The organism is Bradyrhizobium sp. CCBAU 11430 (assembly GCF_028128855.1).
Lineage (GTDB): Bacteria > Pseudomonadota > Alphaproteobacteria > Rhizobiales > Xanthobacteraceae > Bradyrhizobium > Bradyrhizobium ottawaense.
On record NZ_LBJV01000052.1, the window covers coordinates 20599 to 44471 of the forward strand.

General features: G+C 64.9%; 27 protein-coding genes and 1 tRNA gene. 22 read left to right on the forward strand and 6 right to left on the reverse strand.

Annotated features, from left to right (window positions below; genetic code table 11):
* The 7 genes from XI04_RS14620 (at position 1) to XI04_RS14650 (ending at position 7173) form a co-directional block, all read left to right on the forward strand.
* Positions 1-984, forward strand: a complete 984-nt coding sequence (locus XI04_RS14620) for an ABC transporter ATP-binding protein (protein WP_271610046.1) — start codon at positions 1-3, stop codon at positions 982-984.
* Positions 981-1967, forward strand: coding sequence for an ABC transporter ATP-binding protein (locus XI04_RS14625; protein WP_038970328.1), 987 nt, complete (start codon positions 981-983; stop codon positions 1965-1967). Before XI04_RS14620 ends, XI04_RS14625 begins: the two co-directional genes overlap by 4 nt.
* Positions 1967-2896, forward strand: a complete 930-nt coding sequence (locus tag XI04_RS14630; RefSeq protein WP_038970327.1) for an ABC transporter permease — start codon at positions 1967-1969, stop codon at positions 2894-2896. Before XI04_RS14625 ends, XI04_RS14630 begins: the two co-directional genes overlap by 1 nt.
* Positions 2893-3753: an ABC transporter permease gene (locus XI04_RS14635; protein ID WP_271610047.1), complete on the forward strand. Its 861-nt coding sequence runs from the start codon at positions 2893-2895 to the stop codon at positions 3751-3753. The genes XI04_RS14630 and XI04_RS14635 overlap by 4 nt, the downstream gene beginning before the upstream one ends.
* Positions 3754-4050: 297 nt before the next feature.
* Positions 4051-5901 (forward strand): dihydroxy-acid dehydratase, encoded by a 1851-nt coding sequence (ilvD, locus tag XI04_RS14640; protein WP_271611384.1) that lies wholly within the window; start codon positions 4051-4053, stop codon positions 5899-5901.
* A 386-nt stretch (positions 5902-6287) separates the two neighbouring features.
* On the forward strand, positions 6288-6605 hold the full coding sequence (locus XI04_RS14645; RefSeq protein WP_028144607.1) for a hypothetical protein: 318 nt from the start codon (positions 6288-6290) through the stop codon (positions 6603-6605).
* 244 nt (positions 6606-6849) lie between these two features.
* Positions 6850-7173, forward strand: a complete 324-nt coding sequence (locus tag XI04_RS14650; protein ID WP_038970325.1) for a hypothetical protein — start codon at positions 6850-6852, stop codon at positions 7171-7173.
* Between the two features lie 173 nt (positions 7174-7346).
* On the opposite strand, the gene XI04_RS14655 is transcribed toward XI04_RS14650, so the two are convergent.
* Positions 7347-7868, reverse strand: coding sequence for a GNAT family N-acetyltransferase (locus XI04_RS14655; RefSeq protein WP_095424150.1), 522 nt, complete (start codon positions 7866-7868; stop codon positions 7347-7349).
* Between the two features lie 160 nt (positions 7869-8028).
* Here XI04_RS14655 and XI04_RS14660 point away from each other — a divergent pair, with 160 nt between their 5' ends.
* The 6 genes from XI04_RS14660 (at position 8029) to XI04_RS14685 (ending at position 11811) form a co-directional block, all read left to right on the forward strand.
* Positions 8029-9120, forward strand: a complete 1092-nt coding sequence (locus tag XI04_RS14660) for an AI-2E family transporter (RefSeq protein WP_271610050.1) — start codon at positions 8029-8031, stop codon at positions 9118-9120.
* Positions 9121-9293: 173 nt separating this feature from the next.
* A complete protein-coding gene (locus tag XI04_RS14665; protein ID WP_162832270.1) occupies positions 9294-9464 on the forward strand; it encodes a hypothetical protein in 171 nt (56 codons plus the stop codon).
* A 70-nt stretch (positions 9465-9534) separates the two neighbouring features.
* Positions 9535-9798, forward strand: a complete 264-nt coding sequence (locus XI04_RS14670) for a hypothetical protein (protein ID WP_028144611.1) — start codon at positions 9535-9537, stop codon at positions 9796-9798.
* 157 nt (positions 9799-9955) lie between these two features.
* A tRNA-Ser gene (locus tag XI04_RS14675) sits at positions 9956-10045 on the forward strand.
* Between the two features lie 49 nt (positions 10046-10094).
* Complete coding sequence (locus tag XI04_RS14680; protein ID WP_271610051.1) at positions 10095-10838, forward strand: DUF7168 domain-containing protein; 744 nt, start codon at positions 10095-10097, stop codon at positions 10836-10838.
* A gap of 229 nt (positions 10839-11067) precedes the next feature.
* A complete protein-coding gene (locus XI04_RS14685) occupies positions 11068-11811 on the forward strand; it encodes a cation transporter (RefSeq protein WP_050995549.1) in 744 nt (247 codons plus the stop codon).
* A gap of 203 nt (positions 11812-12014) precedes the next feature.
* Here XI04_RS14685 and XI04_RS14690 read toward each other — a convergent pair whose 3' ends face one another.
* Positions 12015-12623 carry a hypothetical protein gene (locus tag XI04_RS14690; RefSeq protein ID WP_038970338.1) on the reverse strand — a complete coding sequence of 203 codons (609 nt, stop codon included), beginning with the start codon at positions 12621-12623 and terminating at the stop codon, positions 12015-12017.
* 273 nt (positions 12624-12896) lie between these two features.
* Between XI04_RS14690 and XI04_RS14695 the strand changes: the two genes are divergently transcribed.
* From XI04_RS14695 to XI04_RS14705, 3 genes are all read left to right on the forward strand, one after another.
* The gene (locus XI04_RS14695; protein ID WP_212475422.1) at positions 12897-14930 is read left to right on the forward strand and encodes a VTT domain-containing protein; all 2034 of its coding nucleotides are present in this window, start codon (positions 12897-12899) and stop codon (positions 14928-14930) included.
* A complete protein-coding gene (locus XI04_RS14700; protein ID WP_212429225.1) occupies positions 14930-15649 on the forward strand; it encodes an endonuclease/exonuclease/phosphatase family protein in 720 nt (239 codons plus the stop codon). The genes XI04_RS14695 and XI04_RS14700 overlap by 1 nt, the downstream gene beginning before the upstream one ends.
* Positions 15650-15782: 133 nt before the next feature.
* Positions 15783-15974 (forward strand): hypothetical protein, encoded by a 192-nt coding sequence (locus XI04_RS14705; protein WP_028144630.1) that lies wholly within the window; start codon positions 15783-15785, stop codon positions 15972-15974.
* 58 nt (positions 15975-16032) lie between these two features.
* On the opposite strand, the gene XI04_RS14710 is transcribed toward XI04_RS14705, so the two are convergent.
* Positions 16033-16257, reverse strand: coding sequence for a hypothetical protein (locus XI04_RS14710; RefSeq protein WP_028144631.1), 225 nt, complete (start codon positions 16255-16257; stop codon positions 16033-16035).
* A gap of 258 nt (positions 16258-16515) precedes the next feature.
* Between XI04_RS14710 and XI04_RS14715 the strand changes: the two genes are divergently transcribed.
* On the forward strand, positions 16516-16836 hold the full coding sequence (locus XI04_RS14715) for a DUF1476 domain-containing protein (RefSeq protein ID WP_038970337.1): 321 nt from the start codon (positions 16516-16518) through the stop codon (positions 16834-16836).
* A 17-nt stretch (positions 16837-16853) separates the two neighbouring features.
* On the opposite strand, the gene XI04_RS14720 is transcribed toward XI04_RS14715, so the two are convergent.
* The gene (locus XI04_RS14720) at positions 16854-17444 is read right to left on the reverse strand and encodes a TIGR00645 family protein (protein ID WP_028144632.1); all 591 of its coding nucleotides are present in this window, start codon (positions 17442-17444) and stop codon (positions 16854-16856) included.
* Between the two features lie 158 nt (positions 17445-17602).
* On the opposite strand from XI04_RS14720, the gene XI04_RS14725 reads away from it, so the two are divergent.
* Positions 17603-17893: a hypothetical protein gene (locus XI04_RS14725; RefSeq protein ID WP_028144633.1), complete on the forward strand. Its 291-nt coding sequence runs from the start codon at positions 17603-17605 to the stop codon at positions 17891-17893.
* A gap of 19 nt (positions 17894-17912) precedes the next feature.
* Here XI04_RS14725 and XI04_RS14730 read toward each other — a convergent pair whose 3' ends face one another.
* Positions 17913-18041, reverse strand: coding sequence for a hypothetical protein (locus XI04_RS14730; protein WP_256379428.1), 129 nt, complete (start codon positions 18039-18041; stop codon positions 17913-17915).
* Positions 18042-18831: 790 nt separating this feature from the next.
* Between XI04_RS14730 and XI04_RS14735 the strand changes: the two genes are divergently transcribed.
* Positions 18832-19758: a septal ring lytic transglycosylase RlpA family protein gene (locus XI04_RS14735; RefSeq protein WP_095424152.1), complete on the forward strand. Its 927-nt coding sequence runs from the start codon at positions 18832-18834 to the stop codon at positions 19756-19758.
* On the opposite strand, the gene XI04_RS14740 is transcribed toward XI04_RS14735, so the two are convergent.
* Positions 19755-20708, reverse strand: coding sequence for an alpha/beta fold hydrolase (locus tag XI04_RS14740; protein WP_038970320.1), 954 nt, complete (start codon positions 20706-20708; stop codon positions 19755-19757). The two genes, XI04_RS14735 and XI04_RS14740, sit on opposite strands and share 4 nt — an antisense overlap.
* A 152-nt stretch (positions 20709-20860) precedes the next feature.
* Between XI04_RS14740 and XI04_RS14745 the strand changes: the two genes are divergently transcribed.
* Genes XI04_RS14745 through XI04_RS14755 form a run of 3 tightly spaced genes read left to right on the forward strand, consistent with a single transcriptional unit; the run spans position 20861 to position 23855 of the window.
* Complete coding sequence (locus tag XI04_RS14745) at positions 20861-22123, forward strand: D-alanyl-D-alanine carboxypeptidase family protein (protein WP_212475420.1); 1263 nt, start codon at positions 20861-20863, stop codon at positions 22121-22123.
* A 2-nt stretch (positions 22124-22125) separates the two neighbouring features.
* A complete protein-coding gene (gene tmk / locus XI04_RS14750; protein WP_038946786.1) occupies positions 22126-22812 on the forward strand; it encodes a dTMP kinase in 687 nt (228 codons plus the stop codon).
* Positions 22809-23855 (forward strand): DNA polymerase III subunit delta', encoded by a 1047-nt coding sequence (locus XI04_RS14755; protein WP_028144638.1) that lies wholly within the window; start codon positions 22809-22811, stop codon positions 23853-23855. Before tmk ends, XI04_RS14755 begins: the two co-directional genes overlap by 4 nt.
* Positions 23856-23873: the final 18 nt, after the last annotated feature.

Consider the following 23873-nt stretch of genomic DNA (forward strand, 5'->3'; position numbering starts at 1 on the left):
GTGTCGCCGCTGGTCAGCATTGCGGGCCTGAGCGTCGCCTTCAGCGGCGTGCCGGTCCTGCGCGGTGTCGATCTCGCTCTTGGCAGGGGCGAGGCTCTCGGTCTCGTCGGCGAGTCCGGATCGGGCAAGTCGGTGACGTGGCTTGCCGCGCTCGGGCTGTTGCCTCGGCACGCCAAGGTCTCGGGCTCGGTGCGGCTCGACGGACGCGAGATCCTCGGCGCGCCGGCCGCCGAGCTCGACCAGGTCAGGGGCGGGCGCGTCGCCATGATCTTCCAGGACCCGGCGAGCGCGCTCAACCCGGTCTTGACCATCCGCAAGCAGCTCTGCGAAGCACTGGCGCTGCATCGCGATCTCCAAGGCAGCGCCGTGAAGGCGGAAGCGCGGCGGCTGCTCGATCTCGTCGGCATTCCCGATGCGGGCCGGCGGCTGGAGGCCTATCCGCACGAATTCTCCGGCGGCCAGGTCCAGCGCATCATGATCGCGATGGCGCTTGCCGGAAATCCGGATCTCCTGATCGCGGACGAGCCGACCACGGCGCTGGATGCCACCATTCAGGCCCAGATCCTGGAGCTGCTCTCGACGGTCCGCCGCGAACTCGGCATGGCGATGGTGCTGATCAGCCATGATCTCGGCGTCGTCGCGGAGAATTGCGACCGCGTCGCGGTGATGTATGCCGGCCGCATCGTCGAGCAGGCCCCCGCCAATCAGCTGTTCGCCGATCCCGTGCATCCCTATGCCCAGGGCCTGATCGGCGCGCTGCCGCCGCTCGACGGACCACGCCGCCGTCTCACCGCCATTCCCGGCACCGTGCCCGATCCCGCGATGATGCCTGATGGCTGCGCCTTCGCGCCGCGTTGTGCGATGGCGGCCGAGGCGTGCGGCGTTTCCGCGCCGAGTCTGGCGCCCATCGCCGATGATCGGGCTGTCGCCTGCATCCGCGCCGAAGCCTCGCGCCGCGCGCTGCTCGGGATCGCGGCCGAATGAGCCCGCCGCTCGTCGAGGTGTCCGCGATCGCTCGCAGTTATTCCCAGCGTTCCGGGATGTTCGGCCGCAGCACAGCCGTGCACGCGGTCGATGGCGTGTCGCTGACGATCCGCAAAGGCGAAACGCTGGGCCTCGTCGGCGAGTCCGGTTCGGGCAAGTCGACCACCGGACGCGTCGTGCTCGGCCTCGAGCCGCCCGATAGCGGCGAGGTGAGGTTCGACGGCAAGCCGATGGCGGCAACCGGAACGGCCGCGTGGCGCGCAGAGCGCGCCCGCATGCAAATGATCTTCCAGGACCCGCTCGGCGCGCTGGACCGCCGTTTGCCAGTCGCGGCGCAAATCCGTGAGCCCCTCGACATTCACGGCGTCGGCACACCCACGATGCGCGATGAGCGCGTCCGCGAATTGCTGCGCGCCGTCGAGCTGACGCCTGCGCATGGCGCGCGTTATCCGGGCGCACTGTCCGGCGGCCAGCGTCAGCGCATCGTGCTGGCGCGGGCGCTGGCGACAAAGCCCGACTTCCTGGTCTGCGACGAGCCGGTCAGCGCCCTCGACGTCTCGATCCAGGCGCAGGTGGTGAACCTGCTTTGCGATCTCCAGGCCCAGCTCTCGCTCACCTTGCTGTTCATCAGCCACGATCTGCGCGTCGTCAGGCAGATCAGCAATGTCGTCGCCGTGATGTATCTCGGCCGCATCGTCGAGGTCGGCAGCGCCGACGATCTGTTCGCGCGACCGGAGCATCCCTACACCCAGGCGCTGGTGTCCGCCTCGCCGGCACCGGGCCGCCGCAGCGCAGGCCGCATCGTGCTCGCGGGCGATCCGCCGAACCCAGCCGCGCGACCGCAAGGCTGCACCTTCCATCCGCGCTGCCCGCGCGCGATCGCGCGCTGTGCGCGCGAGGTGCCGGCGCTCGCGGCTGTCGGTGGCAACAGGCAGGTCGCCTGCCATCTCGTCACGGGCGCCGAGACACGGGACGCGGCGTGATGGGACGCTACTTCGCCATTCGCATTGGACGCGCGGCGCTCACGATCGTGCTCGTCGTCACCTTCGCCTTCGTCGTGCTGCGGCTGTCAGGCGACCCTGCGCTGATGATTTTGGGACCGGAGGCGCCGCCCGAGGTGCTCGCGGCGTTCCGCAAGGCCTGGGGCCTCGATGATCCCATCTGGTTTCAGTATCTCGATTATTTCGGCGCCATCGCAAAGGGCGAGCTCGGCCGCTCCATGCGCGACGGACGGCCCGCGATCGAGCTGGTGCTGGAGCGGATTCCGGCGACGCTGGCGCTGACCTTACCGGCCTTCGCCTTCAAGGTCGCGCTCGGCGTTCCCGCCGGCATCTACGCCGCGCTGCACCGGGGCTCCGCAATTGACCGCGCCGTGATGATGACGGCGGTGGCCGGCTTCACCGTGCCGAGCTTCGTGCTGGCGCTGCTGCTGGTGCTCGTGTTCGCCGTGCAGCTCGGCTGGCTGCCCTCGGGCGGGCAGGACAGCTGGCGCCACGCGATCCTTCCCATTGCGACGCTGAGCCTCGGCGGCGCGGCCGTGCTGGCGCGATTCACCCGCAGCGCGATGCTGGAGGTGCTGGGCCAGCCCTATATCCGCACCGCATCCGCAAAGGGCGTGCCGTGGCGCAGGGTGGTGACATCGCATGCGCTGCCGAACGCGGCGATCCCGACCGTCACCATTTTGGGCTTCATGGTGGGCACGCTGATCGCAGGCGCGGTCGTGGTCGAGAGCGTGTTTGCCTGGCCGGGAGTAGGGCGGCTTCTCGTCGTCGCGGTCGCCAACCGCGACCTCGCCGTCGTGCAATGCATCTTGCTGCTGGTCGCCATGACCATGGTCACGTCCAACCTCGTTGTCGACTTCCTCTACGGCTTCCTCGATCCGCGGTTGCGCGCCAAAGGAGCGCACGCATGACCGACGCCACGCTGAAGGACACGGCCAGCGGCCGCCGCATCAGCCTGCCGGCGATCCCGGTCTCGGTCGCGCTCGCGGTCGCCTGGATCGTCGCGGTGCTCGTGATCGCCGCATTCGCCGAGAAGATCGCGCCTTACGGCTATACCCAGCTCGACCTGCGCAACCGGCTGGCGGCGCCCGGCAATGCCGCGCATTGGCTCGGCACAGATGAGCTCGGCCGGGACGTGCTGTCGCGGCTGCTCGTCTCCATCCGCATCTCGCTGCTGATTGCCTTCGGCGCGACCGCCATCTCGGCGGTGGTCGGCACCACGCTCGGCTTCCTCGCCGCGCATTTCCGCGGGGCCGTGGAGCAGTTCGTGCTGATGCTGACCGACTTCCAGGCCAGCATGCCGTTCCTGATCATGGCGCTCGCGGTGCTCTCCTTCTTCGGCAATTCGCTGCCGCTGCTGATTGGCCTGATGGGCATGTTCGGCTGGGAGCGCTACGCCCGCATCGCCCGCGGCCTTGCCATCTCCGCCAATGCGCAAGGCTACGCCGCGGCGGTCCGCCAGTTGGGGGCGACGCCGCCCCGGATTTACCTCCGGCACATCCTGCCCAACATCGCCTCGACCCTGATCGTCTCGACCACGCTTGTCTTCCCCGAGGTGATCCTGATGGAGTCAGGCCTGTCCTTCCTCGGCCTCGGCGTGCAGCCGCCGATGACCAGCCTCGGCAACATGGTCGGCTACGGCCGCGAATACCTGACCCGGGCCCCCTGGATCATGCTGGCGCCGGCCGCCACCATCGTCGTGACCACGCTGGCAGTTTCGGTGATCGGCGACTGGCTGCGCGACCGGCTCGATCCGACGTTGCAATAACGGATGCGCCTCGCGATCATCCGCCGTCATTCCGGGGCGCGCCGAAGGCGCGAGCCCGGAATCCATTGTCCCGCGGGTGCTGCCGCCCGATGGATTCCGGGTTCGATGCTGCGCATCGCCCCGGAATGACGGAGAGAGGTAGGCTAGGCGCCGAAAACCCCGCGCCGGGAGCAGGGGAGCCCTGTCCGCCCCAAGTTCCCGTTGCGCGCGTTCCCCGCGTGCGCTATCCGGCCACAAAGGCCTGAGGCGGCACCAGATTTTCCCGCCCGGCCGGTCAAACCGAGGACGGAAACCGCCATGCCAGCCTATCGCTCCCGCACCACCACCCACGGCCGCAACATGGCGGGTGCCCGCGGCCTCTGGCGCGCGACCGGCATGAAGGACGCCGATTTCGGCAAGCCGATCATCGCGGTCGTCAATTCCTTCACCCAGTTCGTGCCCGGTCATGTCCATCTCAAGGACCTCGGCCAGCTGGTCGCCCGCGAGATCGAGCAGGCCGGTGGCGTCGCCAAGGAATTCAACACCATCGCGGTCGACGACGGCATCGCGATGGGCCATGACGGCATGCTCTACAGCCTGCCGTCGCGTGAGCTGATCGCCGACAGCGTCGAGTACATGGCCAACGCGCACTGCGCCGACGGCCTCGTCTGCATCTCCAATTGCGACAAGATCACCCCCGGCATGCTGATGGCCGCGCTGCGGCTCAACATCCCCGTCGTGTTCGTCTCGGGCGGCCCGATGGAGGCCGGCAAGGTCAAGCTGCAGGGCAAGACCAAGGCCGTCGACCTCATCGACGCCATGGTCGCCGCAGCCGATTCCAAGGTCAGCGACGACGACGTCAAGGTGATCGAGCGCTCGGCGTGCCCGACCTGCGGCTCCTGCTCGGGCATGTTCACCGCCAACTCCATGAACTGCCTGACCGAGGCACTGGGCTTGGCACTGCCCGGCAATGGCACGGTGGTGGCAACCCATGCCGACCGCAAGCGCCTGTTCGTCGAGGCCGGCCACACCATCGTCGATCTCGTCCGCCGCTATTACGAGCAGGACGACGCATCCGTGCTGCCGCGCAACGTCGCAAACTTCAAGGCGTTCGAGAACGCGATGACGCTCGACATCGCCATGGGCGGCTCGACCAACACCGTGCTGCATCTGCTCGCCGCCGCCCATGAAGGGCAGGTGGAATTCACCATGAAGGACATCGACCGGCTTTCCCGCCGCGTGCCCGTGCTGTGCAAGGTCGCGCCGTCGGTCGCCGACGTGCATGTCGAGGACGTGCACCGCGCCGGCGGCATCATGGGCATTCTGGGCGAGCTCGACCGCGCCGGCCTGATCGACACCTCGGTCTCGACCGTGCACGCGCCGACCATGAACGACGCTCTGGAACGCTGGGACATCAAGCGCTCCAAGAGCGAAGCGGTCCGCACCTTCTTCCGCGCTTCGCCCGGCGGCATCCCGACCCAGCTCGCCTTCAGCCAGGAGCGCCGCTACGACGAGCTCGATGCCGACCGCGAGAAGGGCGTGGTGCGCGACCTCGAGCACGCCTTCAGCAAGGACGGGGGCCTTGCCGTGCTCTACGGCAACCTCGCGCAGGACGGCTGCATCGTGAAGACCGCCGGCGTCGATGCTTCCATCCTGAAATTCTCGGGCCCCGCGCGCGTGTTCGAAAGCCAGGATGCGGCCGTCGAAGGCATCCTGGGCGGCAAGGTCGTCGCCGGCGAGATCGTGGTCATCATCTACGAAGGTCCGCGCGGCGGCCCCGGCATGCAGGAGATGCTCTATCCCACGAGCTACCTGAAATCGATGGGCCTCGGCAAAGCCTGCGCGCTCGTCACCGACGGCCGCTTCTCCGGCGGCTCCTCCGGCCTGTCGATCGGCCATCTGTCGCCGGAAGCCGCCGAAGGCGGCAACATCGGCCTGGTGCGCACCGGCGACCGCATCGCCATCGACATCCCGAACCGCAGCATCAGCTTAGAGGTCTCCGACGAGGAGCTCGCGAAGCGCCGCGCCGCGGAAGAGGCGAAAGGCGATGCCGCCTGGCAGCCGGCTGCGCGCAAGCGCAACGTCTCGACCGCGCTGCAGGCCTACGCTGCGCTCACCACCAGCGCCGCGCGCGGCGCCGTGCGCGAGGTCAAGCGGCGATCGAAATAGCGCCTCGACACGCCTCAGGCGGGAGTCGATTTTTCCGAAGCGCTCGCGGTCCCCCCGCGAGCGCGCAGATGCGCTTTGCAGGACAGACAAATGAAGCCGGGACGGGTGGCAAAGAAACGGCCCCCGCCTCCTGGGGTGTGGGCTATTGGGGGGTGGAGGCGAGAGCCGCTTTGCGAAGTGGGCACCCGACGTGCGGGCTCGCCCGCCAGGCCCTGTGAATTTAGTGTATTTGTGCCCACTTTGCTATTTAATTTTTATTTATTTTCGTTGTTTTTTTATTTAATCGTGCAATCCTAAGAAAAATAGCCGAAATCCATTTTTCCGAATCCGGCCAGGCGGTCGCCGAATCCTCCGCAACAGTCCGGATGCCATTAGCGGAGTAAGCCATGAGTCAATCTCCATCGCTCGTGCCGCACATGACGACAGACCGGGACGTCTATCTCGTGCTCGATGATTTCGGCCGGCGGCTCGGCCGCGCCTGGTGTGAAACTGCCGAGGAGGACGCCAATCGGGCGACCCTGCTCAGACATCTCGTCGAGGGGCAATATCTCCATCCGGCACGTGTCGTGGCCTTCAATACCGCGGAAGGATGGTCACGAGATGCCACCGCAGAAATAGCGGACGAGCTGCGCCGCCGCTTTGTCGAATTCGAGGAGACAGATCCCTCGCTGCTGGAGTTTTTGGAAAGAGCGGCGAGGCGCTGAAGCGCGAGCTTGACGGAGGCGGATGGGGGCCTTTCGCGTTAATACGCGTGGTCAATGAGTTCTTACCGGGTGGCCGCGATCGGCCATTCGCATTAAGGATGCCCCGACGAAGTTCGGCAGCCCTGGATTTTGCGGCGTATACTGCCCTGCGACCTTCGCAAATCCATTTTTGGGCAACTGGGGCACCACCGCAATGTCTCGTACTCTCGCTGTTGTTTTCTCGACCGCCGTCGCCGCGATTTCCATGACGGGCGCAGCCTCCGCCGGCTGCTACAATTGCTACGCACCGCCGCCGTGCCAGACCTGCTATCAGCAGCAATACGTGCAGCCGCAATACCGCACCGTCGACGAGACCGTGATGGTCTCCCCGGGCTCCGTCGTCGCGCACCGCTCGCCCGCGCAGTACCGCACCGTGATGGTGCCTCAGACCGTGATGGTCGCGCCGCCGAGCGTCCAGTACGAGCGCATCCCCCCGCAATACGCCACGCGCCAGCGCGTCCAGATGGTCTCGCCGGGCTATTCCTATTACGCCCCGGTGCAGATGGGATGCGCGTCCTGCGGGTACTGAGCTAGAGGCAGTCACGAAGAACATTTGCGCGGCGCTCCTCACGGGGCGCCGCTTTCTTTTGCGCGGTGTAAAGGGAGCGGATCTTTGAACCGGTAAGCCCTTGTTGCCGAGCTACATGTATCAGAAGGCGTCAGTGTTTTGCGCGAGCTTGAGGCGTCGTCCGAGAGCTTCTATCAGGTCAGCGTCAGTACCATATGGACCGTATCAGCTTCGCGGCGTTCTGCGCGTTCGAACCCAAATCTGCCAAGAAGACTGAGCATCGCAGCGTTGTCCGGCAGCACCTCCGCGGTCAGTTCCTTCAGCCTGGCTTCGCGGGCAAGGCTGATCAGGTGACGCAGCAGCAGTCCGCCGATGCCGCGTCCTTGCCAGGCGTCGATCACCATGAAGGCCGTCTCGGCGCAGCCCGGCCCGGCTGCGACATATCGCGCGCCGCCCACGATGGTGCTCCGACCTGCATTCGCCACGCACGCGACCAGCGCCACATGGTCCTTGAAATCGACCTCGACGAAAAAGGCGCGTTCCTTCTCGGAGAAATGACGCTTTAGCATGAAGAAGCGGCGCTGGAGGGACTGTGTGCCCACCTCGCCAAGCGCGGCCAGCATGGCGGCCTGGTCATCTGGCCGGAGAGCACGGATCTCCACGGCCGTACCGTCGCGGAGCTGTTCGTTTCGCGCGTAATTTGCTGCATCCGACATGCGTTCGCGTCGCAATTGTTGAGCCGCTACGTGACAACGGCACCCGTCCGATCAGGCCGCTTTCAGTCCTTTGCCGGTTGATTTGGATCAAGCCTGCAGTCCCAGTCCGGCCGCTAGGCTTTCCGCATGGAGCCAATCAGCCGGGTGCAGGCCGCAGACCTTGAAGACACTTCGCCAACTTTTTTCCACCAGCGACGTCGTTCAGCTCGTGATCCGGCTCGGCTTGCTTGCGCTGCTAATACTGTGGACGCTCCTGATCATCCGTCCCTTCGTGCCGATCCTGACCTGGAGCGCGGTACTTGCCGTGGCATTCTATCCGGTCTTCAGCTGGCTCGCGAAATGTCTGGGCGGCCGCCCGCGGACAGCGGCGGTGCTCCTTACCTTCACCATGCTCGGCATCGTCATCGGTCCGGCGGCCTGGCTCGGCCTCAGTGCGGTTGAAGGGGTCAGGGAGCTCGCAGGGCAACTCGGTAGTGGCGATCTCGCGCTGCAGGCGGCGCCGGAGCGGATCAGGGACTGGCCGCTGGTCGGGCCGCAGCTCTACGATCTCTGGAATCAGGCCTACACCAACATCCGCGCGGCCGTGCGCGAAGTTGCGCCATATCTGAAGCCGATTGCCGGCATGATGCTGTCATTCGCAGGCAGCGCCGGCCTTGGCACCCTGCAGTTCCTGATGTCGGTGCTGGTCGCCGGATTTCTCTTTCCATATGGTCCGCAGCTCGTCAGCGCGATCCGCGGTTTCCTGTTCCGAATCGTGCCGGAACAGAGCGAACATTTCCTCGAGCTGGCGGCTGGGACCATCCGGGCGGTGTCGCAAGGCGTCATCGGCGTCGCCATTATCCAGGCGCTGCTCGCCGGCATCGGATTCAAGCTGGCGGTCATCCCAAGCGCGGGGCTGCTCGCCGTCATTGTTCTGCTGCTGTCGATCGTGCAGCTCGGTGCAGGGATCGTCCTCATTCCGGTCGTCATCTGGATCTGGATGGACAAGGACGTCACCACGGCGCTGCTCCTGACTGTGTTTCTCGTCATCGTCGGTCTTCTCGACAACATCCTGAAGCCGCTGGTCATGGGACGGGGCCTCTCCACGCCGGCGCTCGTCATCCTGATCGGAGTGATCGGTGGCACGCTCGCGCATGGGATCATCGGTCTGTTCATCGGACCGATCATTCTTTCGGTCGCCTGGGAACTCACAGCGGCCTGGATCAGCATCGACCGGCCCGTGCGGCCTGCGCAGCTTGTCGCTGACCGTTGACTTAAATCAACGCCTCAGCGATGGCGGCGCCTCTTGAATGCCTTGCACGACGACGCAGCGTCCTCTTTTTGGACATCAAGCGCCAGCGCGGCGATCATTGGCAACTGAACCTGCCCGCAGGGTAATTCCTACTATCGCTATTGATGAACGCAGAAGCGCAAGTGAGGTCGGTTATGGCCGGAACGAACAAGCTCTCGGTCGAGAAAGCTCTCGAAAAATTGCGCCAAGATGATCGGATCAAATCGAGCGGAGAGCAGCGTGACGAAAAGAGTGAAGACCTGCGTCGAGAGATCAAGCGCATGAGGGCGCAGCGATCGCGGCTTGATCGCGCGCCCTCCAAGTAAAGCGTAGCTGTGTCCAGGCGTGACCATCTAAGTGCGCACGGATCGAGCCGGCCAAGGCTGGAGTAAAGCGATGTGGGTGCTGATGTATGTCTTTTCCTACTCGATCAGTCCTGCCGCGACGAACGACAAGGCGGAATGGCGACTCCTTCCGACGGTCGTCTTCCAGGAGTTTTCCAACGAAGAGCGGTGCCGGAAGGCCAAAGCCACGCTTGAAGGAAGCTTGAGCGGGGCGGGCGCCAAGCTCCGAATCGGCTTGGAGGATCTCAAGAGCCTGGGTAAAGCGGATCCAGCTCAGATCATCATCGCGTACAACGTGGAATGCCTGCCGAAATAGGCCCCTAGGCCGCGGTGTAGCCCAGGTGCCCGCATCTGTGGATGCGAACCGGCAATCGGCATGAGACCGCCGGCATCGTACCGATCGGTCCAAATTGGGTCCAAGTTCGCGTTGCGCTCAGTCCAAAGCTAAGCTAACTCCCTGGCATTGTTACGAGGGAAGGGTGGCCGAGTGGTTTAAGGCACCGGTCTTGAAAACCGGCGTGCCCGCAAGGGTACCGTGGGTTCGAATCCCACCCCTTCCGCCAGTCTATCCGAACGGGGTCTCTCGGTCGGGCTTTCCCGAACAGGTGATCGGTGGACCAGGCGTTAAATCCAGACGGGCTCGGCAAGCTCAAGCTCCGCATTCAGGCGTTGCGCGCCAAGACCATCGCCAATGGCTGCACCGAGGACGAGGCGCTGTCTGCCGCCGCCAAGGTCGCCGAGCTGCTGGATCGCCACGATTTGTCACTCTCCGACGTCGAGCTGCGCGCCTCGCCGTGCGAACGGAGGGTCTATGAGACCTATCGCAAGAAGCGAATTCCGCTCGACGACTGCATCGGCGCGATCGCTCATTTCTGCGATTGTCGGGTCTGGCGCGAGAAGAACCCGGCCGGCGAGAACATCTATGTGTTCTTCGGTCTCGGCGCCGATGTCGAGGTCGCGCATTACCTGGCCGAATTGATCGACGGCGCCGTGCGCGCCGAACTTGGCCGCTTCAAGACGTCGGTCGACTACGCCCGGTTCCGGCACCAGGAGCGGCATCTGGCCAATGCCTCCTTCGCGCTCGGGATGGTGGCGTCCATCGCGCAAAGGCTGGTGGCGATGAAGGCCAGTCGCGATCAGGCCAACGCAAGCTCAGGCCGCGGGCTGGTGGTCCTCAAGACCTCGGTGGTCGATGCAGAATTAGACAAGCTCGACCTCAAGCTCCGGACCGCGCGCAGCACCAGCCGGATGGTGTCGATGACGGCCTATGAAGCCGGCGGCGCCGCCGGCGCGTCGCTGGCCATCAATCCCGGCCTTGGCGAGTCGCAGTCAGGGACCGCTCGCAAGGGAAGCTGAGGGGCGCGGCTTCGGCCGGAGTCGAGAGCATGGCGATGTCGGGTCGTCTATGCTGCCGGCGTGCTGATAACATGCAGCGTCACCGTAATTCGGCGGAGACTGTGAGAGCGGAAGCGATGAGGGGCGGTAGCGACTTCGTCGCGCAGCCGGCACCGGACTCGAAGTGGAACAGCAGCTACCGCGAAGCGTCAGTAGCTGGTAGGTTCGGCACGAAGTGAGGACCGACATCATGGCGACGGACTGCTGCGAACAGAGCGGCTCTTGCTGCAGCCCCCCACCGTTGAACCTCGAACCTGTTCGGCGCACAGAGTGCGGGTCCGCAGAGGCGGCGTGTGGTTGTTCCGGCGGTGTTCCGGTCTTCGACGGAATGGACCCCACGTACAAGCGGGTCCTCTGGACGGTAATCGCTGTCAACGGCTCGATGTTCTTGATCGAGATGCTTGCTGGGCAATTGGCAGGTTCACAGGCGCTGAAAGCCGATGCTCTGGATTTTCTTGGTGACACGGTGACGTATGGGCTCAGCTTGGCCGTGATCGGGGCGAGCCTGCGACGCCGAGCTACAGCCGCCCTTTTCAAGGGTCTCTCTCTCAGCGTGATGGCGCTCTGGGTTGTCGGGTCGACTGTCTACCAAACGCTCATTCTCGGTACGCCAAAAGCAGAAGTCATGGGAGTGATTGGATTTCTTGCTCTTGCGGCCAATCTCGGTTCGGTCTTGATGCTCAGGCCGTACAAGGACGGGGACGCGAACGTCCGGTCTGTTTGGCTCTGCTCGCGAAACGACGCAATAGGCAACGTGATCGTGATGGTCGCCGCCTTGGGCGTTTGGGGCACCGACACAGCTTGGCCCGACCTCCTCGTCGCTGCCGTGATGGGTGGCATCTTCCTGACCTCCTCGATCCAGATACTCCGACAGGCTTGGAGCGAGTTCAACGCGGATAACTCCGCAAGCCAGCAGACCGCTGCCGCTCGTTGACAACTCGGGCGGCTAATTAAGATTGGAAGCTTGTCCGCCAACATGAACAGTGATGCCTAGAACGTGCGACTCTTGAACACCTGAGCATTGACCAAAGCGTACGAGGAAGGCGGATGATCTGCACCCTTCCTCGCGCAGCCGTGGCCCCACACGCTTGAGTCCCCCCGTCTGTTCTGACGGGCAGCTCGACTGGAGAGAAAGCCTCAGCTCTTCGGATCGCCGCCCTTCAGCGCGTTCCAGGCGGCCTGGTTCGCCTGGTCGAACGCCTTGCGGGATTCGGCGAGCGCGGCGCTCAGGACCGACCAAGATTCGCTGCCGGCCTGCTTCAGCTTCTGCAGACGCGCTTCTGCTTCGGACGCATCGGATTTCATCTGCTTGAGCGCGGCATCGACATCGACGGTGCGGGCTGCAGCCACTTTAGCCGCGGCTTCGCGGAATTTGTCCGCCGCTTCGCGCCACGCCTTTGCCTGAGCCGCTGCAACGTCCTTGAAGGTGGCCTGCTGCTGCTCGAACTGTTTTCCGGCGCCTTCGAAGTAGGTTTTCACCTGGGCCTCGAATCCAGCCCACTGCTTCTCCAGGTCAGCCTTGGCGTCCGTCCAGGCGGCTTCACCTGCTTCCGCCTGGGTCTTTAGCATCGCCTGAAACGCGTCACGGCGCGTCGTCAGATCGGACAGAAGTTGATCCGTCTTCACCTTGGACTCTGCCTTGGCCTGACCGGCCTTGACCTCGAACGAGGCCAATGCGGCGTCCATCTCGTCGATCCGCTCCTTAGCCCAATTGAGGTAGAAGTGCATGCTGCTCTGCTGTGACATGGCCGTCTCCATCTGCTTGCCGACGGCAGGTTCCCAGAGCTTCGGCTTGCTCGTATTGACCTGTCTCAATGATCGTGATCTCACGAAATTACGACGGCGGCTTCGCACAGCGCAGACCCAGCGCGCCTGACAACCTCGACCTCCTGGATTTGTGGAACCCCTTGAGCGTTCAGCGCGTTTAGACGCGAATGCGATTGCGAGGTCCACCTGCTCCAGAGCTCATCCACCCTGATCCCCGGCGACACCGTCTGGCGGCGGTGCAAGGCGCGGCACGTGGCGGTTCTGAACGATGCTGCCGCTTATTTCGCGGCCCTGCGCGAGGCGCTGCTCGCGGCGGAAGATATCGTCTACATCATCGGGTGGGACATCCACAGCGAGACCAGACTGGTCGGAGCGTCGGGGCGGGCGGACGACGGCTTGCCGGAACTGCTCGGCCCATTTCTGCGTGCCCTCGTGCACCGCCGGCCGGACCTGCGGATCAACATTCTCGTCTGGGACTTCGTCTCGTTCTACGCCTCCGAACGGGAATGGAATTCCGCGGCCAAATTCACCGCCGACACGGACGGCCGAGTCCGATTTCATCTGGACTCCACGCTTCCGTTCGGTTCGGCCCAGCACCAGAAGATCGTCTGTATCGATGGTTCACTGGCGTTCGTCGGCGGGCTCGATCTGACGATCAGGCGCTGGGACACGAGCGACCATTGCGCCGATCACGAACTGCGCTGCGACCCCCAGGGCAAGCCATACCCGCCGTTTCATGATGTTCAATGCGTGGTAGACGGGAATGCTGCCGCCTCGCTGTTCGAGCTGGCCGAGGAGCGCTGGCGTGCGGCAGGCCAACAAATACAGGATCGGCGTGCGCAAAAGGGGATGCGCTGGCCGGCGGATGTTCCGGTCGAGGCTGAGCTCATGCCGGTTGGGATCGCCCGGACCGAGGTGGTCTGTCCTGCAGGTTCGACCATCAGGGAGGTCGAACGCTCCTTGATTGCAGCGATCCGGTCCGCGACGAGCTTTATCTACATCGAGAACCAGTTCACCAGCGCCATCAAGATCGCGCGTGAGTTGGCGGAGCAGATGCAGCGCGTGCCGTCGCTCCGGGTTCTGGTCGTCGCTCCAAAACTGCATTCCTCGTGGCTGGAATCCCAGGCCATGCAGAATGGCCGTGGTGCGTTCATCGACTGCTTCAGCGAGGCCGGCGTGGCAAATCGTATCCGCTTCGTCTACCCGGTCTCACGAGAGGGAGACACGGAAGCGGCCGTGATGGTGCACAGCAAGCTCATGATCGTCGATGACAGGATCTTGAGGATCGGCTCGGCCAATTTGAACAACCGGTCGATGGGCGCCGACAGCGAATGTGATCTGATCTTTGAAGCCGTATCCGACGAACATCGGGAGTCCGTCGCTTCAGTTCGGCATCGCCTGATAGCCCATTTTTGTGGCCTCGACGAACAGAGCGTCAGGCAAAACGACGATCGTCTTCTTGCTCTTATGGACGAGGTGTCGAAAGCCGATGGCCCGAAGACGCTGCGGGCAGTGGAAGCCTCAGTCCTGACCAGCACCCTTGCCACGATGGTTCAGCCGGTGGCGGACCCTGAGCGGCCCCTTCATCTCGAGCGGGCGGCATCGCGCATGTGGAGCACGAAGACCGTCATCGGGATCTTATCGATCGCCGTGGCGCTTCTTGGCTTGGCAATAGCCTGGTCGTACACCTCCTTGGGCGATTTCGCCGACACGGGCCGCATCTCGAATTTGCTGTCGACCTATTCCCAGTCCGTCTGGGGGCCGCCACTCGCAATCGCGGTTTTTGTCGTCGGCGGGCTGGTGGTGTTTCCGGTGCTCGTGCTCATTGCAGCAACGGCTGCCGCGCTTGGGCCATGGCTGGGTTTCGCCACGGCGATCGCCGGTGTCTTGCTCAGCGCCTTCATCCTTTTCGTGATCGGGCGCGCCCTCGGACGGCAGCGGCTTCAGCAGTTGCTCGGACGACGTGCCGCGCGGATCCAGGACCGCGTTGTCGGCAAGGGCGTCCTGGCTGTCGTCGTCATCCGGATGATTCCCATCGCACCGTTCTCGGTCGTGAATGTCGTGGCTGGCGCGAGCACGCTGCCTTTACGCGACTTCCTGCTCGGAACCCTGCTTGGCATGACGCCTGGTATTCTTGCCATGGCCGTGCTGGGGGCTCAGATCGCGGATTTGGCCCGCAACGCATCCTGGAGCAGCATGTTGCTGTTGGTGCTGGCGTTCCTGGGCTGGCTCGGCGTCTGCGCGGGCGCGCAATTCCTCGCGACCTGGCTCGCCGGGAGGCGCTGATGGCGCCGGTGCGTTTCATGACGTGGAATGTGCACGGCACGTTCAATCTCAATCCGAAGTTCGATCTGGAGGGGGTCTGCTCCATCCTTCGCAAATGGGCCCCTGATGTCGTCGCGCTTCAGGAGGTGGATTCGCGATCGAGGTCCGACGATCCGTTTGCGAAGCTGGCGAGTGTCGTCGGCGATCACCGCGTTCACGCCAAGTCGATTGTCACTGCGGATGGCGACTACGGTCAGATGCTGCTGAGCCGCTTTCCGTTCTCCGGGGTGCCCGAAATCGTCGACGTGTCGTATCGGGAGCGCGAGCCGCGCAGGGCCATTGCCACTGGCCTCCTGACGCCGGTCGGTAACGTGCGCGTGGTTGCCACGCATCTCGGCCTGAGCATCCACGAGCGGTATGCCCAGGCACAAACCCTGGTGAGCCTGGTGAAACCCGGAAGGACCGTCGTCCTCGGCGATTTCAACGATTGGTTTTGGGTCAAGTCGGTGCGGCGGGTGCTCGCGCAGGCCTGCCCCAACCGTACGCGGCTGCGCACCTTCCCATCGCGCCTACCCCTTATGCGGCTTGACCGGATTTATGCGACGTCTGATAGCCGGATCGAGAAGGTCTGGACCGACGTGGAGGCGAGAGCCTTCTCGGACCATCTGCCCGTCATTGCCGATGTTGAGATCCAGGGGCCTTCGAGAACCCAAGAAAATCTTTATTGTCCAATAGCATAGCTACTGTGCATGGGGTTGTTTTTCGATATTTGCTGGAGCGGCCTTCGGGCACGGCGAACAGCTCGAGTTCCAATTTGCGGGTCCGCGGGGTCCACCTTATGGAACCCTTTCGCCGCGTCTGCGTTGTCTCCGCATGACTGAAGACCTTTCCTTCCGACGCAAACCCCTGACCCCCGAGCAGCGCCAGGCGCGCGATGCGGCACGCCGGATCGAGGCCGAAAAGGCCATGCGCGACCATGAAGAGGCGCAGAAGGCGTTTTACGCCAACAAGGAGCGGCTGAGGGCCGAACGGCTGGCGCGCGAGGCGGCGGCGGCGAAGGCCTGATCCTGCGCGGGTCCCTCGGGCAATATTCTGACGCGATCTGTCCGTGCGATGCCGCCGGCTAGTGCCGGTTCGGCGTCCTCGTCGCGCTCCAGGCCAGCCTCAGCGCCTGGACGGCACCTGTGAACGCGCCACGGGGCGATTGCGCTTCGATGGCTTCGGCTGCGATGCGGCAATCGTCGGCGACTTTGAGCAGCCCGCTTCGCGCGAGGTCCATGGTGGAGAGGGCGGCCTGCTCCAGGCAGACCCGTTCAAGCCGTCGAAACTCCCGCAGCTCTTTGTTCATGCGTCAGCTCTCGGTATGCCCCAAGCCATGCGGCGCTGAGTCTGCTTAACGATCGGTAAACGGTCTCTGCCTAGCCAAGTCGGCTGGCGCCGGGCTTGTGCGGGCCATGCACGCGCCCGGCGCGGGGGCGCATCGGCAGGCTTGACGGCGTTTGGCTTCCGCCGGAAGCTTCAACTGATCCGAACTGACGTGAAGCACGGAGACGTTCGCCCCCAGCCAGTCCGACACCCATCAGCGCAAGTGCAAATGGAGCTGACCATGACCACGTTCGACAAGCGCGAGCAGGGCTTTGAGGCCAAATTCGTCCACGACGAGGAGTTCATGTTCAAGGCCACCGCCCGGTCCAACAAGCTGCTCGGGCTCTGGGCTGCAGGCCAGCTCGGGCTCAGCGGCGATGCCGCGGCAAGCTACGCAACCACGCTGGTGACGGACCATCTGGAGAGCCGGGCGATCGCCGATGTCGTGGACAAGGTGTCAGGCGATCTCGCCGCCAAGGGCATCGCGCGTGAGCAGGTCGCGCTGAAGCTTCAGGAGTGCCTGCACCAGGCGCTGGCGCAGCTCGAAGTGGACAAGCAATAAGGCCGACGTTGGTAGCCTCACTCGGCCTGCTTGCGCGTGCCGGAGTCACCGAGCTTGTCGACATAGGCAATGCCGATCGCCGAAACGACGAAGGTGAGGTGAATCAGCACCTGCCACATCACGCCGGTCTCGGTGAAGCCGGCGCGGTTCGAGCCGAGATTGCCGGCCTCGATGAAGGTGCGCAGCAGCGCGATCGAGGAGATGCCGATGATGGCCATGGCGAGCTTGATCTTGAGGACGCTTGCATTGACGTGGCCGAGCCATTCCGGCTCGTCGGGATGGCCCTGCAGGTCGAGCCGCGAGACGAACGTCTCGTAGCCGCCGACGATCACCATCACCAGCAGATTGGAGATCATCACGACGTCGATCAGCGCCAGCACGCTCATCATGATCTGCTGCTCGGTGAGATCGAGGGCGTGCCAGGAGAGGTGCCAGAGCTCTTTCAGGAACAGCGCGATATAGACGCACTGCGCCACGATCAGTCCCAGATAGAGCGGCAGCTGCAGCCAGCGCGAGCCGAAGATGATCATCGGCAGCAGGCCCAGGCGCGGCGGGGGCGAACGGGGTTCGGCACGAGGTTCGGATTGGGGTGAAGGCTCAACCGACATTCAGGCTGCATCCTCGCAATCGAAACGATCGCTTTTATCTAGCCCGACAACATGGCCGGCGGAAGACGCCCCGCGTGTCTCGCCTTCGGCGGACCTGGCCATTTCGTGCTAGCGTGCCGAACGGCCATCGCGCGACGATGTGGATCGGGAGGCGGGGAGTGACGAGGAGCGGCTTTCGCAGATGGTCCGGCGGCATCGCGCTCGCCGGCGCGATCATGATCGGCGCGGGCACCGCGGAGGTCTCGGCGACACCGCTGACGCCGTTTCGCTACGAGGCGCAGGCGCAGCGTCATTGCCCGCACGACAAGGTGGTCTGGCTCGACTTCAGGAAGGGCATCTACTACCGCAAGGGTCAGAAGCGGTACGGCCAGGGGTTCGACGGCAGCTTCGTCTGCCTGAACGAGGCCCGTGACGGCTTCTATCGTCGCTCCGTGCTGGGCCTGCGCTGAGAGCGGCGCCTGACGCCGGCTATTTCTGCGCCGGCAGCCTGACCGGCACGTGCGGGGAGGTGCTGATGACCCGGGGGCTGCCGTCGGGATAGGAGCGGTCGCCGCGGATCAGGGATTCCAGGACCAGGAAGAATTTCTCGGCAAGCATTCGCGTCACCCTCGTTGGTGATGGCCTCTGGAAATGAGTCGAGGCAGCGAACGCGGGAATTCAATCAACGGATTGGGAGCGGGACATCGGCGCCTGATGCGCCTGATGGAGCTGTGCTGGAGGGTAACGAAGCGGAGCGGGGCTCAGGCGAACGCCAGTGCCACGAGGCTCGAGCAGAGCAGGACCAAGCCGCCGGCGGTCAATGCCAGGAAGCCGTCAGATACCAGGTCATGGTTGCGCATGTGACACCTGCCGCTCTCGTTTTCGATGCTCGGTCGGATCGATCAAAATTGTCCGAACGCGCCGCTTGAAAGAGGTGATGCTTGCCGATCGCGCGAGTGCCCTCAGGCCCTCGTGCGGTAACCTTCAAACGCATGGGCCAGGAAGATCCCCGCGCTTACCAGACCCATCAGTGCCGAAACCGTCTCGATCATCGTTAAATTCCAAATCCCGCCCTTGCATCCGAGAGAACGCGTGCGGCCTTGCACAGTCAAAAGAATTCCAGTGAAGGCAGCGACAATGGGGGTGGAGTGAGGATTTGGCGCAACAGAATGTCCAGCCGTGGCACAGAGTCGGTGCCATCGCTCCGTAGAACAACGGAAAAATGCGAACGTCTCGTTTACCATCCCGGCGGGATCGCTGTGGGCTCCCCATTTCCGCCGTGTTCGGGTTGCGTTATCGTTACCGCTTCCGACGCGGTGGTGGGCCGCCTCGGATTAGAGGACCGGACAGCGCTCCCCGTGGCCAAAGCGGGTTGGGTACGCCTCCGGCAAAGTGGTATTTGGGGCGCATGGGGATCCGTCGGTCAGATTCGGTTTTGCGGGCCGCGCGTGGTGCTGCGGCGGTCGCGGCCTGCGTTGCGCTTGCCAATTGCGCCTCCTCCAACAAATTCGCCAGCCGCGTCGATCCGAAATACGGCGTGTCCTCGAGCCCCCGGGTCGTGGCGTTGGGGGATCCGGTCCCGAAGGGCGGCGGCACCTACCGCGTCGGCAAGCCCTATGTCGTGGCGGGCCGGACCTACGTGCCGGAGGAAGACGTCAACTATCGCGCCGAGGGCATGGCGTCCTGGTACGGCGACGACTTCCACGGCCGCCTGACCGCCAATGGCGAAGTGTTCGACATGACCTCGCTGACCGCGGCGCATCCGACCCTGCCGATGCCGTCCTATGCGCGGGTGACCAATGTCTCGAACGGCAAGTCGCTGATCGTGCGCGTCAATGACCGCGGGCCCTATCACGGCAACCGCCTCATCGACGTCTCGAACAAGGCGGCCGAACTGCTTGAATTCAAAGGCAATGGCGTCGCCAAGGTCCGCGTCGAATATGTCGGCCGGGCGCCGCTCGAAGGCTCCGACGACCGCCAGCTTCTGGCGACCCTGCGCACCGGCGTTCCGGCGCCGTCGCCCTCGATGGTCCGGGTCGCCTCGGCCAAGCCCTTCGTGCCGGAATTGCCGGGATCGAGCCGCGGTGCCATTCGCGGCGACGTGCCGATGCCGGAGGGGCGGCCCTATAATCTCGGCACCACTTCCGCCGACATGGCCTCGCTCAACGCGACCTCGGAAATGTCGGCCTCGAGCCGCAGCCGGGGCCGGGCGGTCCACAACGCCCGCGCCGTGTCCTATGAAGAGGACGGCCGCTACGCCGCCGAGAATGCGCCGTCGTCGGCCGACGGGGCCGCCGAGGCCCGCAGCATCCTGAGCGGCCGCGGGCTCTACTAGACTGCGCTTTCGTTCAGGAATTGCACCAGCGCCGCGTTCACCTCGTCGGGCCGTTCCTGCTGCACCCAATGGCCGGCGCCCTCGATGATCAGCTTTCGCTTCAGATTGGGCAGCACGCGCTCGAGCTCGTTGACGCGCTTGGCGCCGATCAGGCCGGTGATGACGGCGTCCCTGGAGCCGGCGATGAACAACGAGGGCTGATGGATCTGCGCGTCCTGCCAGGGTGCCGTCAGCTCCCAATTGCGGTCGATGTTGCGGTACCAGTTCAGCCCGCCGCGAAAGCCGGACTTGCGGAAGCTCTCGGTGAAATAGGCCAGATCAGCCTCGCCGAGCCAGGCGGGCAGCGTCTCCTCGGCGGTCGCGTGGCTGAGAAAGCCCTTGCCCTCCTGCACGAACATGGCGGCGGTGGGATCGGCAAGGCCGCGTCCGCCGAGCACGATGCGCATGGTGCGGGCGACGTCGCGTTCCAGCTCGGCCTCGGCGACGCCGGGCGCCTGGAAGTACTGCCAGTAGAAATTGGTGACGCCGCCCTGGCGCAAGAGGTCGAGCGGCTTGCCGCGGCCGCGGAACGGCGGCGGCACGCTAAGGCCGGCGACCGCCGTGAAGATGTCCGGGCGGAACAGCGCCGCGTGCCAGGCGACCGGCGCGCCCCAATCGTGGCCGACCACCATCGCCTTGGTTTCGCCGAGCGCCTGCACCAGGCCGACCACGTCGCCGACCGTGTCGAAGATCGAGTAGGCGGCAACCTCAGGCGGCGCGGCGCTTTGGCCGTAGCCGCGCATGTCGGGGGCGACGACGTGAAACCCGGCCGCGGCGAGCGCGGGGATCTGGTGGCGCCAGGAATAGGACAGCTCCGGCCAGCCATGGCACAGAACGACCAGCGGACCCTGGCCGGCTTCGCGGATGAAGAGATCGATGCCGTTGGCCTTGATCACGCGGGTGGAAGACATCGCTTTTCCGCCTTGTTTCAGGGGTTTGGTCGAGAAACATAAGGCGCCACGATAGGGGCGCGGCGAGAATCGTGCAATCTCGCGGCAGGCGTCCAACGTCGTGTTGTTCGCACCGGTTCCAGCTGTTAGAACGCCGCTCTCAGGGCTTGGCCATGGCATTTCGTCCTTCTTCGCTTCGTCGCAGCCGCTTCACCGCGAGGGCGCTGGTGCGCGGGCTGATCGCGACGGCTGTGGTCGTGGGCGTCGTCTGGAGCGGGGCACTTCTGGCCGCCAACCAGAGCATCCAGGGGGCCAAGAAGCCGGACGATGCCGGCTTCGACGGCGATGCCCCGACTGCGATCCTGATCGAGGCCTCCTCAGGCAGCGTGCTGTTCGAGAAGAACGCCGACGAGCTGCGCGCGCCCTCCAGCATGATGAAGCTGATGACGGCGGAAGTCGTCTTCAATGCCATCAAGAAGGGCGACATCAAGCTCACCGACGAGTACCGGATCAGCGAGAATGCCTGGCGCCGGGGCGGCGCGCCCTCGGGCGGCTCGACCATGTTTGCCGCCATCAACAGCAAGGTCTCGGTCGACGATCTCCTGCACGGCGCGATCATCCAGAGCGGCAACGATGCCTGCATCGCGCTTGCCGAGGCCATGGCCGGCAACGAGAAGATCTTCGCGGCCGACTTCATGACCAAGCGCGCGCGTGAGCTCGGCATGACCAAGTCGACCTTCGGCAACTCCAACGGCTTGCCCGACCCCGCCAACAAGATGACGGTGCGCGAGCTCGGAATCCTCGCCCGGCACATTATCCTGGACTTCCCCGAATTCTACAAACTGTTCGGCGAGAAGGAGTACACCTGGAACAAGATCCGCCAGCCCAACCGCAATCCGCTGCTCAACTCGATGGAAGGCGCCGACGGCCTGAAGACCGGTTATACGAAGGAGGGCGGCTACGGTATGGTCGGCTCGGCCGTGCAGAACGGCACGCGGCTGATCGTCGTCGTCAACGGATTGGAAGATCCCGAGGATCGCGCCACGGAAGCCAAGAAAATGCTGGAGTGGGGTTTCCGCAATTTCGAGACCCGCACGCTGATCGCGGCCGAGCAGCCGGTCGGCTACGCCAAGGTGTTCGGCGGCGAGAGCCGTTCGGTCAAGCTCGTCGCCAAGACTCCGGTGAAGGTGATGGTGCACAAGAACGGCAGCGACAAGCTGATTGCGCGCGTCGTCTATAGCGGTCCGGTGCGGGCGCCGGTCGAGGCCGGCCAACGGGTCGGCGTGGTCAAGGTCTGGCGTAGCGGCAACATCGCGGTGGAGACGCCGGTCTATGCGGCCGAAGCGATCGGCACCGGCTCGACCGTGCGACGCGCGATCGACGGCGCCAGCGAGCTCGTGATCGGCATGTTCCGCGCAGGCGCCGAGAAGCTCTGATCATGAGTGAGAGCGCGCCACAGCGGCCGTCCGGACGCGGACGCTTCATCACCTTTGAAGGCGGCGAGGGCACCGGCAAGTCGACCCAGATCAAGAAGCTCGCCGACCGTCTCAAGGCGGCAAAGCTCCGCATCCGCGTCACCCGGGAGCCGGGCGGCTCGCCGGGCGCCGAGATCATGCGTCATCTGGTGCTGTCGGGCATGGGCAGGCTGCTCGGCCCCGAGGCGGAGACGCTGCTGTTTGCCGCCGCGCGCGATGACCATGTCCGCACCGTGATCCTGCCTGCGCTCAACCAGGGGACCTGGGTGCTGTGCGACCGCTTCGCCGACTCGACGCGGGCCTATCAGGGTAGCCTCGGCCAAGTGCCTGAGGGCCTGATCAACGCGATGCAGCGGGTCACGATCGGCGATCTCAAGCCGGACCTCACCATCATCCTCGACCTGCCGGTCGAGATCGGCCTGCAACGCGCCGCCGCGCGCCGGGGCGGTGGCACGCCGGACCGGTTCGAGGGCGAGAAGCTGAGCTTCCACCAGGGCCTGCGCGAGGCCTATCGCAAGATTGCCGAGGACGATCCCGCACGCTGCGTGCTGATCGACGCCAATTCCGACCCTGACACGGTTGCGGGCCGTGTCTGGACGGCGCTGCGCGATCGTCTTCTTCCCACGCCAGCCTCGGCGGTTTCCGTATGAGCCCGCGTCAGACCGAGCGCGAAACCGGCATTCCGCATCCGCGCGAGACATCGAAACTGTTCGGTCATCGCGAGGCGGAGACCGCGCTGTTGACGGCCTATCGCAGCGGCCGCATCCCTCACGCCTGGCTGATCGGCGGGCCGCAGGGCATCGGCAAGGCGACCCTGGCCTATCGCATGGCGCGCTTCGTGCTAGCCCATGGCCAGCCGCTTGCGCCTTCCGTGCAGCGCGCCGAAGACCTCGCGATCGATCCCGATGACGCCGTGGCGCGGCAGGTGGCGGCCGGCTCGCATGGCGGCCTGCTGACGCTGGAGCGTACCGCCAACGATCGCGGCGTGATGCGCACCGTGATCACCGTGGACGAGACGCGCGAGACGATCGGCTTCTTCGGCTCGACTGCCGCGGCCGAAGGCTGGCGCGTCTGCATCGTCGATACCGTCGACGAGCTCAATCCGAACGCGGCCAACGCGCTGTTGAAAATCCTCGAGGAACCGCCGCAGCAATCGCTGTTCCTCTTGGTGAGCCACGCGCCCGCGCGCGTGCTCGCCACCATCCAGTCGCGCTGTCGCAAGCTTCGCCTGCGATCGCTCGCCACGAATGATGTGATCGGGGCGGCGGCGTCGGCGGCCGAGCTCGATCCGAACGATCCAGCGCTGCGCGAGGCGGCGGAGGCCTCAGAGGGCAGCGTTGCACGGGCTCTGACTCTCCTCGGCGGCGACGCGCTCAAGCTCCAGCAGCGCACGGCGGCGCTGCTCGCGCGCCTGCCGCAGGTCGATCCGCGCGAATTGCACACGCTCGGCGATTCGCTCGGCACCAGTGACCGCGTCGCGCTCGCGGCCTTCATCGACGGCATCGATCGCTGGATCGCGGAACGCCTGCATGCGGACGAGGCCAATGCCAACCAGAACCTGCCGCGCCTTGCGCGCCTAGCCGAGGTATGGGAAAAGATCGTCCGCGCCGCGCGCGACACCGAAACCTACAATCTGGAACGAAAGCCCTTGGTTTTCTCGGTGTTCGGCTGGCTGGCGGACGCAACGCGCTAAAGCATGATCCGGAACAGT

Coding starts and splice junctions, on each gene's coding strand:
- XI04_RS14665 (WP_162832270.1), top strand. CDS start 9,294: ATGGCCGGAACGAACAAGCTCTCGGTCGAGAAAGCTCTCGAAAAATTG.
- XI04_RS14685 (WP_050995549.1), top strand. CDS start 11,068: ATGGCGACGGACTGCTGCGAACAGAGCGGCTCTTGCTGCAGCCCCCCA.
- XI04_RS14635 (WP_271610047.1), top strand. CDS start 2,893: ATGACCGACGCCACGCTGAAGGACACGGCCAGCGGCCGCCGCATCAGC.
- XI04_RS14715 (WP_038970337.1), top strand. CDS start 16,516: ATGACCACGTTCGACAAGCGCGAGCAGGGCTTTGAGGCCAAATTCGTC.
- XI04_RS14655 (WP_095424150.1), bottom strand. CDS start 7,868: ATGTCGGATGCAGCAAATTACGCGCGAAACGAACAGCTCCGCGACGGT.
- XI04_RS14740 (WP_038970320.1), bottom strand. CDS start 20,708: ATGTCTTCCACCCGCGTGATCAAGGCCAACGGCATCGATCTCTTCATC.
- XI04_RS14700 (WP_212429225.1), top strand. CDS start 14,930: ATGGCGCCGGTGCGTTTCATGACGTGGAATGTGCACGGCACGTTCAAT.
- XI04_RS14735 (WP_095424152.1), top strand. CDS start 18,832: ATGGGGATCCGTCGGTCAGATTCGGTTTTGCGGGCCGCGCGTGGTGCT.
- XI04_RS14645 (WP_028144607.1), top strand. CDS start 6,288: ATGAGTCAATCTCCATCGCTCGTGCCGCACATGACGACAGACCGGGAC.
- XI04_RS14630 (WP_038970327.1), top strand. CDS start 1,967: ATGGGACGCTACTTCGCCATTCGCATTGGACGCGCGGCGCTCACGATC.
- XI04_RS14650 (WP_038970325.1), top strand. CDS start 6,850: ATGACGGGCGCAGCCTCCGCCGGCTGCTACAATTGCTACGCACCGCCG.
- XI04_RS14755 (WP_028144638.1), top strand. CDS start 22,809: ATGAGCCCGCGTCAGACCGAGCGCGAAACCGGCATTCCGCATCCGCGC.
- XI04_RS14720 (WP_028144632.1), bottom strand. CDS start 17,444: ATGTCGGTTGAGCCTTCACCCCAATCCGAACCTCGTGCCGAACCCCGT.
- ilvD (WP_271611384.1), top strand. CDS start 4,051: ATGCCAGCCTATCGCTCCCGCACCACCACCCACGGCCGCAACATGGCG.
- XI04_RS14670 (WP_028144611.1), top strand. CDS start 9,535: ATGTGGGTGCTGATGTATGTCTTTTCCTACTCGATCAGTCCTGCCGCG.
- XI04_RS14625 (WP_038970328.1), top strand. CDS start 981: ATGAGCCCGCCGCTCGTCGAGGTGTCCGCGATCGCTCGCAGTTATTCC.
- XI04_RS14745 (WP_212475420.1), top strand. CDS start 20,861: ATGGCATTTCGTCCTTCTTCGCTTCGTCGCAGCCGCTTCACCGCGAGG.
- XI04_RS14690 (WP_038970338.1), bottom strand. CDS start 12,623: ATGTCACAGCAGAGCAGCATGCACTTCTACCTCAATTGGGCTAAGGAG.
- XI04_RS14730 (WP_256379428.1), bottom strand. CDS start 18,041: ATGCTTGCCGAGAAATTCTTCCTGGTCCTGGAATCCCTGATCCGCGGC.
- XI04_RS14705 (WP_028144630.1), top strand. CDS start 15,783: ATGACTGAAGACCTTTCCTTCCGACGCAAACCCCTGACCCCCGAGCAG.
- XI04_RS14710 (WP_028144631.1), bottom strand. CDS start 16,257: ATGAACAAAGAGCTGCGGGAGTTTCGACGGCTTGAACGGGTCTGCCTG.
- tmk (WP_038946786.1), top strand. CDS start 22,126: ATGAGTGAGAGCGCGCCACAGCGGCCGTCCGGACGCGGACGCTTCATC.